Genomic DNA, 13,932 nt, shown 5'->3' on the forward strand with positions numbered 1-13,932 from the left:
CCTTGAGAGATGCGTCGCTCGATCGTCATCGGAGCGGTACTAATCGTCCTCGCGTTCGTGTTCGTCGGCGGTCCCTCGATGTTGCTGTCGCTGTCATCCGACCAGACCGCGGCCGGCGGACCCACGGACGGGGAATCGAAGCCGACGCCGGAGTTGGTCACGCCCGAGGACTCCGAGAGCAGCTTCTGGGAGTATCTCAGCCCGCGAAAAGGCTTCCAGAAGCGCAGTCCGATCAACGTGATCGTCCGCGGCGATACCGAAGACGTCGAGCGAGTCCTGATCGAATCCGACGGCGGCGACTGGTCCGAAGTGAACGAGTCGGAGGAGGTGGCTCTCCCCGATACGTACGCGATTACCGCCGGCAACGAATCCGACAACGAGACGGACCCGATCGCGGAGTCGGGAGCGAACGACACCGCGGGTAACGTGACCGCCAACGACACCGAGAACGCAACTGCCAACGACACCGAGAACGCAACTGCCAACGACACCGAGAACGACTCGTCCGGTCGCTCGGGCGTCCTGCCGAACCTCAACTGGGGCCAGGCCGACGGCGGCACCCGCTACGCCTACGTCGATCCCGGCGGGAACGAGAGCGGCTACTGGACGACCGAGACGCGCCAACTCGAGGACGGCACCTACTACGGCCAGCGCTATCACATCAGGCTCTACGAGAGCCCCAACGAGGACGACGACTGGGTCATCATGCAGACCCACTCCGAACACTTCGACTGGTTCACGCTCAGACACCGCGTCCACGGCTCACAGGACGCCCAGACGAAGATCGAGCAGGAGTTCATGGAGCATCCGGCCGTCGACGTCCAAGACGACGTCCGACGGATCTACCTCGACAACAGCAACTCCTCGGACGCCGACGGCTGGGCGACGCTCGTCGAACTCGCCGGGCTGATCGTCGTCCCCACGCTGGTCGGCGTCGGAACCGGACGCCGCCGCCTCGAGGCCGGCGGGAGCGCCGAGGGATCGACCGAAGAGCGGGTCGCGCGGCATACCCCCCATGCGATCGACGATCACCTGACCGACGTCGACCGCCAGCGACTCGCCGCCGCCTACGACCGCCTCGAGGCCGGACACGTCCTGTTGGTCCTGGCTATCCTTGTGCTGTTCCTGGGGGTCCGGATGGGCGGACTCGTCCTCGAGCGCCGAGCCGCGTCGCTGACGCCCCACCAGATCGCCGCGATCCTCTATCCGGTGATCGCGATCGGGATCCCGACCGCGACGTACCTGATCGCACGCGGGCTCACGCGGCGACTCGACGCCGCCGTCATCGCCGCGGGCTCGCTCGCGGCCGCCATCTGGATCGATTACGGCTGGCTCGGCATCACCGCCCTGCCCGTCGACGTCGTCCTCCAGCGGATGCTCGTCGTCGTCGCGCTCGGATTGATCGCCGGCGGCGCGGCCAAACGCGCTGCGCGCAGTTCGAAGTTCAACGACATGCTGCTGGTCGGCTCGGCGATGTGGGTGCTGGTACTGGCCGGCACGCTGTTTGGCTACTTCTGAGCCCGCTTCCGGTCGTTTTTCGACCCGACAGTGACCCTCTCACCCGTTCGAGGGGGTGCGTCCTGTGCCGAGACCTTAAGTCCTTCCGCCGTCGTTACCAACATGACATGGCAAGCCCCACCCGCCAGCGCGAACGCGATCCTGAAACGACAGAAAAAACGCAGGAACCGGAGCGCGAGCGGGTGTGTGACGAGTGCGACGGCGGGACACTCGTCAAAAGCGAGGACCAGGGCGAACTCGTCTGTGACCAGTGCGGCCTGATCGTCGAGGGGAGCAACATCGACCACGGTCCCGAGTGGCGCGCGTTCAACCACTCCGAGCGCCAGAACAAGTCCCGGGTGGGCGCGCCGACGACCCAGACGATGCACGACAAGGGCCTGACGACCGCCATCGACTGGAAGAACCAGGACGCCTACGGCCGCTCGATCTCCTCGGACAAACGCAGCCAGATGCGCCGCCTGCGCAAGTGGCAGGAACGCATCCGCACCAAAGACGCCGGCGAACGGAACCTCCAGTTCGCCCTCTCCGAGACCGACCGGATGGCCTCCTCGCTGGCCATCCCCCGCTCGGTCCGGGAAGTCGCCTGCGTCATCTACCGTCGAGCCCTCGACGAGGACCTCATCCGTGGGCGCTCGATCGAGGGCGTCGCCACCAGCACCCTCTATGCCGCCTGCCGGATGGAGGGCATCCCCCGCTCGCTCGAGGAAGTCGCCGCCGTCTCCCGCGTCGAGCGCAAGGAGATCGGCCGCACGTATCGGTACATCGCCCAGGAACTCGGCCTCGAGATGGAACCGGTCAACCCCAAGAAGTACGTCCCGCGCTTTTGCTCGGAACTCGAACTCTCCGAGGAGGTCCAGGTGAAGGCCAACGAGATCATCGACGTCACGACCGAGAAGGGACTGCTCTCGGGCAAGTCCCCAACCGGCTACGCCGCGGCCGCGATCTACGCCGCCTCCCTGCTCTGTAACGAGAAGAAGACCCAGCGGGAGGTCTCCGATGTCGCCCAGGTGACCGAGGTGACGATCCGGAACCGGTATCAAGAACAGATCGAAGCGATGGGGATCCACGAGTAAGTCGGCGCTCCTCCGTTTCTCACACGGGCATCGACGACACAGATAGCTGCTATCGAATCCCGATGTCCTCGAGAAATGCGCCGGCCGGGAATTGAACCCGGGCCGCGAGCTTGGGAAGCTCGAGTCCTACCACTGGACCACCGGCGCTCACTTCGTTCGCGCCGTGGATCGCAGTTCCGTCGGAACTGCTCACCACCGGCGCACTGTACTCGCCCAATTCTACCCACCGATCCCACTTCAACGTAGCGCTCTCGAGCGAGTCCGACGACCCGCGAAAAGAACCCGGTCTCGAGTTGCAGGATCTGCGGACGGTCCGTGCCCCTTACCTATCGGCCGTGGTAGCGAGGGACGGCGAGACAGTGTGTCCGGGTTGGGGTAGTGGGCATCCTTCAGCCCGTCTCGGCTGCGACGCGCAGTTCGTTTCTCGCACACGGACCTCCCCTGTTCGATCGGCACAACCGTCACACAAGCCGTTCAGTGACGACAGAACCGTTCCATCGAAACCGAACGCCCGGTCACTTTTTTCCGGTTAGGCGAGCCTATTAGGTCACCGCAGCCGTACCCTCATGTATGATCGATCTTCGGTTTTCGGAGTCGGAACTCGAGCGGCAGCGCGAACACATCACGTCCTTCATCGACGAGCGGGTCGCGGCCGCGGGGGCCGACGGTGCCGTGCTGGGCCTTTCGGGCGGAATCGACAGTACGCTGACGGCCTATCTCGCCGTCGAGGCGATCGGCACCGAGAACGTTCACGGGCTCGTCCTCCCGGCGACGGTCAGCAGCGAGGAGAACATGAGCGACGCCGAACGGGTCGCCCAGGATCTGGGGATCAGCTACGACGTCCTCGAGGTCGAGCCGATCGTCGACGCCGTGCTGGCGGCCTACCCCGAGGCCGAAGGCGACCGCGAGGCGGTGGGCAACGCTCGCGCCCGCGTTCGAGCGGTTCTGAACTACCTCGTCGCGAACCACGAGGTGCGACTCGTTCTCGGGACGGGCAACCGGAGCGAGGCCGCGGTCGGGTACTTCACGAAGTACGGCGACGGCGCGGTCGACTGTCATCCCATCGGCAACCTGTATAAGGGGCAGGTCCGCCAACTGGCCCGCCACGTCGGCGTCCCCGAGGAACTCGCCGCCAAGACCGCCACCGCGGAGCTGTGGGCCGACCAGACCGACGAGGACGAACTCGGGATCGGCTACGATACCCTCGACTCGATTCTGGCGACCCACATCGACGGCCCGCTGTCGGTCGCCGCGACCGCTCGACTGCTCGAGGTCGACGAGGACACGGTCGAACGGGTTCGCGGCATGTACGAGCGCAGTGCCCACAAACGCACCGCCCCGCCGGCTCCCGAGCAGCTGGACTGACTACGACTGCCGGTCTCGCCACTCGTCCTCGAGCAGCCCGTACCAGTAGGTGTTCCAGTACTCTCCGTCGACGAACTGGGACTCCCGGCTGGTCCCTTCGCGGGCGAACCCGACCGACTCGAGGAGCCGCTGTGAAGCCTCGTTGAACTCGAACACGTGGGCCTCGATCCGGTGGAGGCCCAGCTGGTCGAAAGCGTACGCGATCATCAGTTCGGCCGCCTCGGTGCCGTACCCCTGCCCGTGTTCGTCGGGGTCGATCCAGTAGCCGACCTCGCCGCGCCTAGCCTCCCAGTCGATCTCGCGGAGGCCGATCGTCCCGACCGGCTCGCCGTCGGCGGTGATCAGCAGGTGGACGCCGTCGTCGGCACAGACGACGTTCTCGAAGAACTCCTGTTCCTGTGTGCGGTTGATCGGACGAGAGCCGCCGATCGGTCGCCAGATCGCCGGATCGTTGATCGCATCCCGTAAGTACTCGAGGTCGTCTTCCTCGATCGGTCGGAGATCGACCCTCTCGCCGGGGAGGAACGTCGAATCGGGCATGGTCCCGGATCTCGTCACATGGAGAAAAAGATTATGGACCGCTCACATGTCTCGTCACTCGAGCAGCGCGTCGACGTCGTCGGCGTGGGCGGCCACGAGGTCGGCGAAGGCCGCGGCCTCGCGTCGCTCCTGGGTCGCGCGCTCGCCGTCGTCTCGGAGCCGGCGTTTGAGGACTGCCAGCGCGTCCGTCGCGTTGTCAGCGATTTCCGCGGCGACTGCACGGGGCTCGTCCTCGATCCGCGAGATCAGTCCCATCCGCAGGGCCGCCTCGGCGTCGATCGACCGTCCCGAGAGGGCAAACTCGAGGGCGTCGCCCTCGCCGAGGACGCGAGGCAGCCGGACGGTGCCGCCCCAGGCCCCGAACAGGCCGAAGCTGACGCCGGGTTCGCCGTAGGTCGACTCGGGGGTTCCAACGCGGACGTCACAGGCCAGCGCGAGTTCGAGGCCGCCGCCCCGTGCGGGGCCGTCGATCCCCGCAACGACGACTGCGGGCGAATCCTCGATCGTTCGGGCGACCCGCTGTCCCAGCCGCGCGAACTCGGCCGCGCGGTCCCGATCACCATCGAGGGCGGCAACCTCGTTGAGATCGGCACCGGCGGAAAAGGCCGGTCCGCGCCCGCGCAGGTAGATTACGGGTTCGTCGGCATCGGCGACCGCCGCTTCGAGGGCCTCGAGCCCGTCGACGGTGAGTGCGTTGCGGGCCTCGGGGCGGTCGATCGTCACGGTACGAATCCGTCCGTCGGCGTCGATGTCGATCATGCCAGCAGTCGATCCGGCGTTTCCAAAGGTCTTTGGCTCCCCCGTCGTAACCCCCCGCTAATGGACAAGGCCGACAGCTGTCGGCGTGCCGCCGCCGAGGCCGTCGCGGACGTCGAACCACCACAGCTACACGAGTATCTCGGATCCGTTCTCGATCGAGCGTCGATGATACCCGCGGCGCTCACGCTCGAGAGCGCCGCCGCGATGGCGACCGAGGGCCACGGTTTCGACGAACAGCACGACCACGGGTTGGCCGACGGGACGACCCCCGACCGGGACCGCTCGTCCAGCGGTGACAACGACGTCGTCACCCACGCGGCCGGCGTCCAGCTCATCTACGAGGGGCTGCGACTGACGCGGGCGCTCGCCCACGACGAACCCTGGACGGCCAGCGACGCCGACGCGGGCGACGGCGACCTCGCGATCCTGGCCGCCGACATCCTCGTCGCGCGGGGCTTTTACCTGCTGGCTCGCACCGAGGCCGCCGGTACAGCCGTTCGCACCGTCCAGTCGTTCGGCCGCGACCAGACTCGGCGGGCCGACCTCCTAACGGATGACGATCCCGACCCGACCGGCGCGATCGACGACGACCCCACGGCGATCGACGCCAACCTCGAGCGCGACGTCCTCGAACTCGCGGTCCGCACCGGAGCCGTCGCCGTCGGTGAGACGCCCTCGCCGCGGCTGCTGGCCGTCGCCGAGGACCTCGCCGACGCCGCCGGCACCTCGTTTCCCGCCGTCGAGGACTGTCTCACCGATCTCGGCCCGTCGGTCTCCGACCGCTCGCTCGAGGACCACGCGACCGACCGGGCCACGTCGGCGACCGATCCCTGATCCGGCCTCGAGACTCCGAGACGGCACCGCGACACACCGCCGCATGGCTCCCGTGGATCGAAACGCATAAAGACATCTCCGATCAACGAAGAAGTACGCGCCTGGGTAGCTTAGCGGTAAAGCGCGTCCTTGGTAAGGACGAGAGCCCGGGTTCAAATCCCGGCCTAGGCTTCCTGCGTTTTGGTTAAATCTTGAGCTTATAAAGACGGATGCTGGTAGAACCGTCTCTACTTCTTGCCTCATCTGCGATAGTGGCGGTCTGTCAGGAGGTGAGCGCGGGTGCAATTGATCGAGACCGCGCCCCACGAGTTCGCGGCTCACTTTCTCTTCGATGAGTACGGTCTCGATCCGTTCTTCGCGTGCGACCGACGGATCAAGGACGGAGACGGGAGCCAGCATGCGGAGTTCGAATTCGAGGGCGAGTCATGGCAAGTGACACTCTCCTACCGAGACTCCGGCCTCGAGCATCCCGGCGAGCAGCTCCCGACTGGCACTGACTTCCGACTCGCGGAGATGCGCGAATTCGACCTCAGTGTTGAGAGCGGCGAAGATGTCGTCGGCGAGCGGTCGTTTCACGCTCATATCGCGCCACGATGGCAGGGAATGAGAAGCGAGGGTGGTAACGAAATCAGCGTCCCCGACGATCTCGACGAAGGAGTGAATCTTCACGTTCAGGGCTCGAATATCGAATTCGATTGTTATCATCCACTGATCCAGCATGCGGCGCGTGCGGTCGGAATCAATAGTCGGTACTTCGACGAGCTACACGAGTTTTCGACGATCCTTGATGCCGAGCGATACGTACGCATCGACAAGAACGAGAGCGGCCCAGTACATGCGCGGGACGGTCCGATAGCCCAACTGGGTCACCTGCTCGAGAACGACCGCACGGGGCGACGCAAACTCGTTCAGTACGACAGCGATGAACACGCTCGAGATCGTCCCGGATACTATCACACGGCGACTCTCGGCCCACGACGTGTCCGTGAGGCGTTTCCATCGCACGAGTTACCGAAAGAGGTGAAACACTACTACGCGCAGCAGGCGGTGAGCCTGGACAACAACCGTTCGATCGCACATCCGAAAGTCGGTGTGTCCTACCAGCGATCGTTCTGGAAGGAGCAACTCGATGCGTCCCCGGCCGATCTCGAACGTCTCAATCGTGAACTCGAGGAGACGCTTCTCAGCGTCCTCGCGGAAGCCGGTCTTCCGCTTCGATCGGGGGCCGGAACCTACGTCGACGATGCATACTTCCTGGCCAAGGACTCTGACCGCGATCGCGATATCATCGAACTCGACTTCACGCAAATCAAGCACCGTCAAGAGTCGGTCGTTATCAAGCACCTCGCGGACGGGATCGCCCCGACGGCGTGGGAATCCCTCGAGGTTCTCGTCACGGACGGTGGCGAGGTGAGTCCACAGGATATCGCTGACGAGACGGGCCGCCATCCAGGGAGTGTCCGTAGGGCCCTGAACAGAATTCCGGAGCTGGTCGAGCGGGAGTATGGACGGATCTCTCTTCGGTCGAAGTACATCGCGGATCTCGTCCACGACGCAGTGAAAGAAGCCAAGGAAGCGACGAGACGAGCTGCGGAAGCCGGTGCCAAGGCGATCGAAGCGGCCGAACGCGGACTCGATCAATCGACGAGCGCGTTCATCGCGTGGGCCGCAAAACACGATATCGATGTCCGAGATCGCGATGGGGAAGAACTTCGGCTGGAGTTTGGTGTCGTAGACGATATCAAGCGAAAGATCCGGGAAGGCTACGAGCTGTGGACTGCTGCCGATATGCCCGAGGACCGCTACCGGATGGCCAAGATCCAATACGAGAAAGAGATCGACTCTGGCCTCCGATCGATCGATAAGAGCGAGACGAAATCCTTTGCCTCAGTAGCGTGGCATCACCTCGGCTGAACCCGCCTCAGTAGTGGCAACACTATCTAGCGTGGCGATTTCGAAGCAAACTCTGCTTCTTTCTGCATAGCTCGGTGTCCCACCCCCAGGGGTACGGCACGGGAAGGCAGGAATGTGTTTTGCTGAAGTCCCCCTTAGGGACACCCCTAACAGGGAATCGAACGATCTTTGAGATTTGATCTTGCGCCACTCTAAGTCCGTGAATCCAGATATTTGAATACTATCTGTTATTCGAGCATCGAATCTTCAACTCCAATAAAATCCTCGTAGATACTAATAGCATCCCTGAGTCGACCTTGCTCTTCAATTATCGTCTCTTCAGAACTATGGTATCTGTCTAATTCATGAGCATACTTATTTCGACTTCTTTTAATAAGGTCGATGACTGTATACTCATCTTCTTCGATAAGTTGGTAGAACCTGCAAATGTTCAGAACCGTATCGAAGTTGTCATCCTCGTCTACAAATATGCCACTATTGTCATTAGGTTTTATTTTCTGCAAATGGTCCTCAACTAAATTATAGCAATGCGACTCAAAGAAGACGGAGAGAAGTACAATGAGCGGTCCTTTCTGTCCCTCTTTGTACGCTCGTAGTACCTCATTGAAGTGGAAGACTGTAGATTTAAACGAGTTCACAAACTCTTCAACATCAGGTAGATCTTCGATATCAATATTCTCGATTTCTTCAAGTATATCCGATATAGGGCCACACAGATCTTCTTGAATTTGTGCTGGGTCGGTAAGGTTTACCTCGATCACATGCTGAACATCTGAATTAGGGACGTACTGACTATGTCCGTCCGAATTGTGTATAGTAACTGTTACTGGAATATCAGAATTTTCCTCATATGCACCAGTTAGATTCTGTCCAATCCAAGTAGAAGCTGCCTCAAAGGACGATCGCTTAACGTATATTCCAATTACTGGGATCTCCATCTTTTTCTCTGGAAACCACCGTTCGATATTTTCGATCTGATCTAAGCTCTGTGGAAATCTATTCACTTCCTTCACGATAAGGATGTCTGGCCGTTCTCCTCGAAGGAAATAGGTTGAAAAATGCATCTGCGTCTGTACATTTATATTATCTCTGCCCGAAATGTATTCACAATCCTTTAGAGCAACCTCAACCATCTCCTCCAAAACTGCTTCCGGCATTACCATATCATCTATTGGAACCACTCCAAAAGAAATCTGTTGGAAATTGTCTTCATATCACTTGGAACTCGGGACCCTTCCGTCTGAATAAGACGTTTTTTAATATCGTAGCCTATTATCGATTTATGAAAGTCAATCTACCTATGGCTGTATCCGAAATACTTTTGAGTGGACTTGCAACGTTATTTGCAACGCTGGTAGGCGTCTGGATCGCATTCCAGTTAGATAGGAAGTCTGAAAATGTAAAGAAGAAGAAACGAGCCTTCCAGCATTTGAAAGCTGTTCAAAAGGAACTTGAGCAGAATGAATCGATCGGCTGGAACACTCATTCATTAATTAGAGAAATGCAGGAACTGGACGAACCAGAGGCAGATCACTATGCCCCGCAACTGTTTATGACTGATGCATGGGATGCAGCAATTGGTGATCAGCTTATTGATATTATTCCCGCAAGTCTGTACTATGAGCTACAGGAACTCTATCAAGAGACAAAATCAACAAACGAACTTATTAGACGACTCCGAATTGAGGCAATTGATCCCCGACTAGGTGATATAATTCAGGATGGCTCATGGAAATTCAAAAACTGGACATATTCGGTTTACTACTACGATCAGAACAGGGATGAGGTGGAACATCTTGGCCTTGGTCCGCTTATACTGAGGCATTGTCGGGATATCGCTGGTGATGCTAGCAGTTTACAACAGGAACTTGATGAAGTGATCAGCGAATTAGAGAAAGAATTAACAGAGAATGGTGAAGAGCAGGCCGGAAATGGACTAGATTGAAACTAATATTCGTCCTCATAGGCCCTGCGTACATTTAATCGATTTTGTCGGACAAATGACCTCATTGGAAGAGACTAACTATTCGTCAGCCAGTTTGTCGTACTTCTCGAGTACGAGACTGAGATACTCGTCGGTCATCCGGCGGGGATTCTGCACAGTGTCGAAGTCCTCAAGGATGAACTCGGTCTGATTACGGTCGAGCCCGTACGCATGGAACGCCCCGGCATCGAGTTCTGCCTGTAGATTCTCACGCTCATCTGGTTCTGTCACTGCGTCGGTGTTGAGGCGATCGCGCATCTCGGCGAACTCGTCGCCGTAGCAGTTGAGTTTAGCAGCTCGTGTCCAGATGTGATCGAACCATTCGTCGCCTTTGGTAAGCCGAGGGGCCTGTGATTCCATGATCTTGTAAAACACCAACGTTGAATCAATCTTTGTGCGCATCAAGTAATCGAACGGAACACTGTTTATCAGTCCCAGAGCAACGAATAGTTCTTTATCGGTGAAAATCCGCTCATAAACGCTATGAAGGGGATTCTCTGCTAAATCTTCTTCACTGGGATTGATCTTGTACGGTCGGAACGTCGGGATTTTGTGATGACAAACAACACCTTTTGGAATTACCGATGCAATCATGGTTCTCTCATCTGTAGATCGAGCAATATCTCGATATGCGATTCGATACTCAGTACAGTCGAGGAGTACGTCAGCCTCAGATAGCCCTTCGCCACGGTGCTCTTCTAAAAGTTCGTTCACGAACCCAATTTGAGATCCGGTTCCATCGAATGCATCGTAGAGTGCTCGCTTGAGTTTTCGCAAATTCTTTTCTCGAATTCGACGCTTTGCGCTCTTATCCGGGTCAATATCTTCAGCTACACTCCAGAATTTAGCTGATTCAATATTAACGAACGAAGGGTCGTAACTGAACTGATATATATTGCTTCCACCGTAAACTGGATAATCTCCATCAGACTTATTTTCTACAAATCTGTTAGAATCGTTGGTACGATCTAGTTCTCGATATGGATCCAAATACCAACCATCGTATGATTTGTCACTAACTGGAGGATGGGCGAGGATGGTGTTGAGAACGTCTACTTCCTGTTGAGACTGAAGGTACGGGAAGATTCGCGCCTCTGGGGAGTAATCCCGTAGAACCCGGCGAGGGATTGTCAGCGCTTCTTCATCGAGATCGTCCAGTATATCCATACCTACCTGCTGGAAGATGCCATGCAAGTCTTCAGTTCGACCACTATTTTTGAATGTGAGAATCCCAAAATTGTACTGGTTATGTATCTCTGGGAAAATGATGCCTCGATTCTCGAAGGTCACGAGTGATCTGATTGTCGTCTTGTCTAAGAGGTGAGTCCGGAGATCCTTAGTCGATGCACCGTTGAAGATGGCACCAGGGAGGACTTGAGAGACATAGCCTTCATCCTTTGCTAACTGGAATACACGCTCGAGGAACAGTGCCGACAAATCATTTTCAGTGCCCTGCGTTTTGCCCCCTATTTTAGGCGTCTGCATCTGGTATTCTGAAGAACCGTGGAAATATTCTGTAGTTATCTCTATCTCATGTTTGTAATCCTCCCACGCCTGTTTGATCTCAGGGTCACCAAGTAACTCCTGTTGGCGTTTGTCTTTTTCACTTGGGAGAAGTCCTCTAAAATTCTCATCATACCTCAAGAAGAATTCATCCCTATTCGGAGTAAGCATGTCCCACGGTGGGTTTCCTACAATTACGTCGAATCCACCGTCAGCATATACTTCGGCAAATTCGAGTACCCAATGGAATGGCGTGTAGCTGTCGAGATCGTCCTGAGTAACGTCATCAACGATATCCTGCAAGTCGTTGAGGATGTCCTGGTCGAGTTCTCCGCGGTACTCCTCGAGCAGGTCGAGCGCGTTTTGGCGGTGCTGTTCGGCCTTTTCAGGAAAAGCTTTGTACTCTTCGTAGAGTTGGATCTCATTGATCACGTCCTCGTAGCGGGATCTGACGCTGTCCTCGGTCCATCGCTCGAATGTCGCGAGACCTTCCTCTGTCTCCTCGGGGAAGCCAACATAGCCAATCAGCGAATTACCCTGTCGGACATTGAAAGTGATATTTGGAAGTGCCAACTCCTCAGTGTCCAGTTCCTCTACGTCTTCCTTCTCGAGTTCAGCAATGATTGAGAGCCACAGACGGAGCTTACCGATCTCGACAGCCGGCTCCATGATATCGATACCATAGATGTTGTTCTGGATGGTGGTCCGCTTCACGCGGTGTCGGTTAGGGTACTCCTCCATCTTCGTCCACAACTCCTGACGGATGTTGGTGATCTCCTCGACAACGGACGTGAGGAAGTGACCACTCCCCATGCTAGGATCGACAACGTAGAACTCGTCAATGTCGGCCAATAGTCGAGTGATGAGACTGGTGGTTCCAGGGAGATCGTCGATCAACTCATAGATAGTTTCGTACTGGTTGACCTCGGCTTCTGGCCAGTCTCGCTCCTCGATTAGAGTCTCTTGAAACTGCTCCTTGAGTGCAGGACGAATTGTCTGTTCGGCGCTAAATCGTGTGATTTCTTTGGGTGTATAGTACGCACCCAAATCGGCGTTCTGATCGCCAGGGTCAGTGGTCAGATAATTGATCGTCTTTTCGAACACGGAACCCAGCACGCTGGGATCGATATCTGTGGGACCACCGTCAGCCGAGAACTGATACCGCTCGAGCAGTTCGATGATGGATTCCAGTACGCTGTCCCGAACGTCGAACTCACGTTCGTCGACATCGTTTTCGGTGCCTAACTCGGGGCGGAACAGACCACCGTTCAGGTAAGGGATACCATCGTAAAGTTTGGTGTTCTCGACCTGTGAGGAACGGTCTTCCGACTTCTTGTTGAGTACTTCGTAGAATAGCGGGTCGAAATATGTCTTATAGAGCGACTGGGGGTGAATGCTCGGGTCGTATGTCTCGGCGAGCGTGCTGAGGAGCCCTGGTTGAACGATGTGCTTATCCTCAAGGAATTTAATGAAGATCAGCCGATTCATTAGGTCGACTGAAAAGAGGCGGGTGTCATCACCCGTCGCATCCAGAGGAGCGTCGACACCGTCGCCGACAAGACTTCTCTCACGCCGCTCTTCCTCGTCTTCGACGACGCCAAAGACGTACTTGATATAGTCGTCGTAGAATTCGTCCGTAATAGCCTCCTGCTTTTGCTTGATGACAGCCTGAGCGTCATCGATAATCGAACAGAAGTTCTGGAAATCGAACGTCCGGATCAGTTCGGCGACGAGTTCACGCTCTTCGTCAGAAACGACCTCTATAGGGGAATCGTCACCTGTTGTCTCGTTCTCGTAGAGAGTGCGGACAACCGGCTGAAGGTCAACCTTGCTGATGATGTTGTGCGTGTATGAGTTGGCATCGTATCGGACGAAGATCCAAACCAACCCGTCGGTCGCGAAGCCGAAGTCGGATTCGAACTCACGCTGGCTGAGCCACGATTTTACCTGATCGAGTCCGTGTCCTCGCCCTTCGAGATGCTTCTTCAGGGGTTCTGCTTCAATTAGGAGTCGTGACGAATCGACACCAGGAACGTTTCGGAGTGAGACAGCGTAGTCAGCCTGTTCACCGCGAGTTGTAGAGAAGTCGCCTGCTTCGTACCCATAGTCCTCATATCCAAGCGCATCCAGTAGCGGTTCGATTACTCGATCCTTGGTGGTTGGCTCAGGGTCAAGACGGTCTTTCGTGTACTTCGACTTGAGAGTATACTCGCCACGTCCGCGTGAGAACGTCTCGTCGAGGATGTCGTCATCTATCTGTTCGCGAAGTCGTCGGATCGACTGAGCAAGCGCCTCTATGATCCGGTTCTCGTCTTCTTCTGAGACCTGCGTCTCGAATTCCTCAATATTGAACTCTGTTTGGATCTCCCCAGCCGACATTATCTGACTCTTCGTTTTGAGTCATTGGAAAAGAAGGTATGCTTATCACTTCGTATTGTGACT

The 13,932-nt window shown here is 57.4% G+C and carries 10 protein-coding genes and 2 tRNA genes; 7 read left to right on the forward strand and 5 right to left on the reverse strand.

Features of this window, described 5'->3' with window-relative positions:
• The first annotated feature begins 9 nt into the window (after positions 1 to 9).
• Together ACERIM_RS10665 and ACERIM_RS10670 are read left to right on the forward strand one after the other, a co-directional pair.
• Positions 10 to 1,518, forward strand: a complete 1,509-nt coding sequence (locus tag ACERIM_RS10665) for a hypothetical protein (RefSeq protein ID WP_373632526.1) — start codon at positions 10 to 12, stop codon at positions 1,516 to 1,518.
• Between the two features lie 107 nt (positions 1,519 to 1,625).
• Positions 1,626 to 2,591 carry a transcription initiation factor IIB family protein gene (locus ACERIM_RS10670; protein ID WP_006649893.1) on the forward strand — a complete coding sequence of 322 codons (966 nt, stop codon included), beginning with the start codon at positions 1,626 to 1,628 and terminating at the stop codon, positions 2,589 to 2,591.
• A gap of 76 nt (positions 2,592 to 2,667) precedes the next feature.
• On the opposite strand, the gene ACERIM_RS10675 is transcribed toward ACERIM_RS10670, so the two are convergent.
• A tRNA-Gly gene (locus ACERIM_RS10675) sits at positions 2,668 to 2,738 on the reverse strand.
• A gap of 423 nt (positions 2,739 to 3,161) precedes the next feature.
• Here ACERIM_RS10675 and ACERIM_RS10680 point away from each other — a divergent pair.
• Entirely contained in the window at positions 3,162 to 3,956 is a 795-nt protein-coding gene (locus ACERIM_RS10680) for an NAD+ synthase (RefSeq protein ID WP_373632529.1), read from the forward strand.
• Here ACERIM_RS10680 and ACERIM_RS10685 read toward each other — a convergent pair whose 3' ends face one another.
• Together ACERIM_RS10685 and ACERIM_RS10690 are read right to left on the reverse strand one after the other, a co-directional pair.
• Positions 3,957 to 4,496: a GNAT family N-acetyltransferase gene (locus ACERIM_RS10685; protein ID WP_373632531.1), complete on the reverse strand. Its 540-nt coding sequence runs from the start codon at positions 4,494 to 4,496 to the stop codon at positions 3,957 to 3,959.
• A 54-nt stretch (positions 4,497 to 4,550) separates the two neighbouring features.
• A complete protein-coding gene (locus tag ACERIM_RS10690) occupies positions 4,551 to 5,255 on the reverse strand; it encodes an enoyl-CoA hydratase/isomerase family protein (protein WP_373632534.1) in 705 nt (234 codons plus the stop codon).
• 60 nt (positions 5,256 to 5,315) lie between these two features.
• On the opposite strand from ACERIM_RS10690, the gene ACERIM_RS10695 reads away from it, so the two are divergent.
• The 3 genes from ACERIM_RS10695 (at position 5,316) to ACERIM_RS10705 (ending at position 8,003) form a co-directional block, all read left to right on the forward strand.
• Positions 5,316 to 6,089 carry a hypothetical protein gene (locus ACERIM_RS10695; protein ID WP_006649897.1) on the forward strand — a complete coding sequence of 258 codons (774 nt, stop codon included), beginning with the start codon at positions 5,316 to 5,318 and terminating at the stop codon, positions 6,087 to 6,089.
• 99 nt (positions 6,090 to 6,188) lie between these two features.
• A tRNA-Thr gene (locus ACERIM_RS10700) sits at positions 6,189 to 6,260 on the forward strand.
• A gap of 108 nt (positions 6,261 to 6,368) precedes the next feature.
• Positions 6,369 to 8,003: a MarR family transcriptional regulator gene (locus tag ACERIM_RS10705; protein WP_373632535.1), complete on the forward strand. Its 1,635-nt coding sequence runs from the start codon at positions 6,369 to 6,371 to the stop codon at positions 8,001 to 8,003.
• A 227-nt stretch (positions 8,004 to 8,230) separates the two neighbouring features.
• Here the strand turns inward: ACERIM_RS10705 and ACERIM_RS10710 are convergent, their stop codons facing one another.
• A complete protein-coding gene (locus tag ACERIM_RS10710) occupies positions 8,231 to 9,166 on the reverse strand; it encodes a hypothetical protein (RefSeq protein WP_373632537.1) in 936 nt (311 codons plus the stop codon).
• 119 nt (positions 9,167 to 9,285) lie between these two features.
• Between ACERIM_RS10710 and ACERIM_RS10715 the strand changes: the two genes are divergently transcribed.
• Positions 9,286 to 9,948, forward strand: coding sequence for a hypothetical protein (locus ACERIM_RS10715; protein ID WP_373632539.1), 663 nt, complete (start codon positions 9,286 to 9,288; stop codon positions 9,946 to 9,948).
• A 78-nt stretch (positions 9,949 to 10,026) separates the two neighbouring features.
• Here the strand turns inward: ACERIM_RS10715 and ACERIM_RS10720 are convergent, their stop codons facing one another.
• Positions 10,027 to 13,869, reverse strand: coding sequence for an Eco57I restriction-modification methylase domain-containing protein (locus tag ACERIM_RS10720; protein ID WP_373632540.1), 3,843 nt, complete (start codon positions 13,867 to 13,869; stop codon positions 10,027 to 10,029).
• Positions 13,870 to 13,932 lie beyond the last annotated feature (63 nt).

It is taken from the genome of Natrinema sp. H-ect1, from assembly GCF_041821105.1.
In the GTDB taxonomy this organism is placed as follows: domain Archaea; phylum Halobacteriota; class Halobacteria; order Halobacteriales; family Natrialbaceae; genus Natrinema; species Natrinema thermotolerans.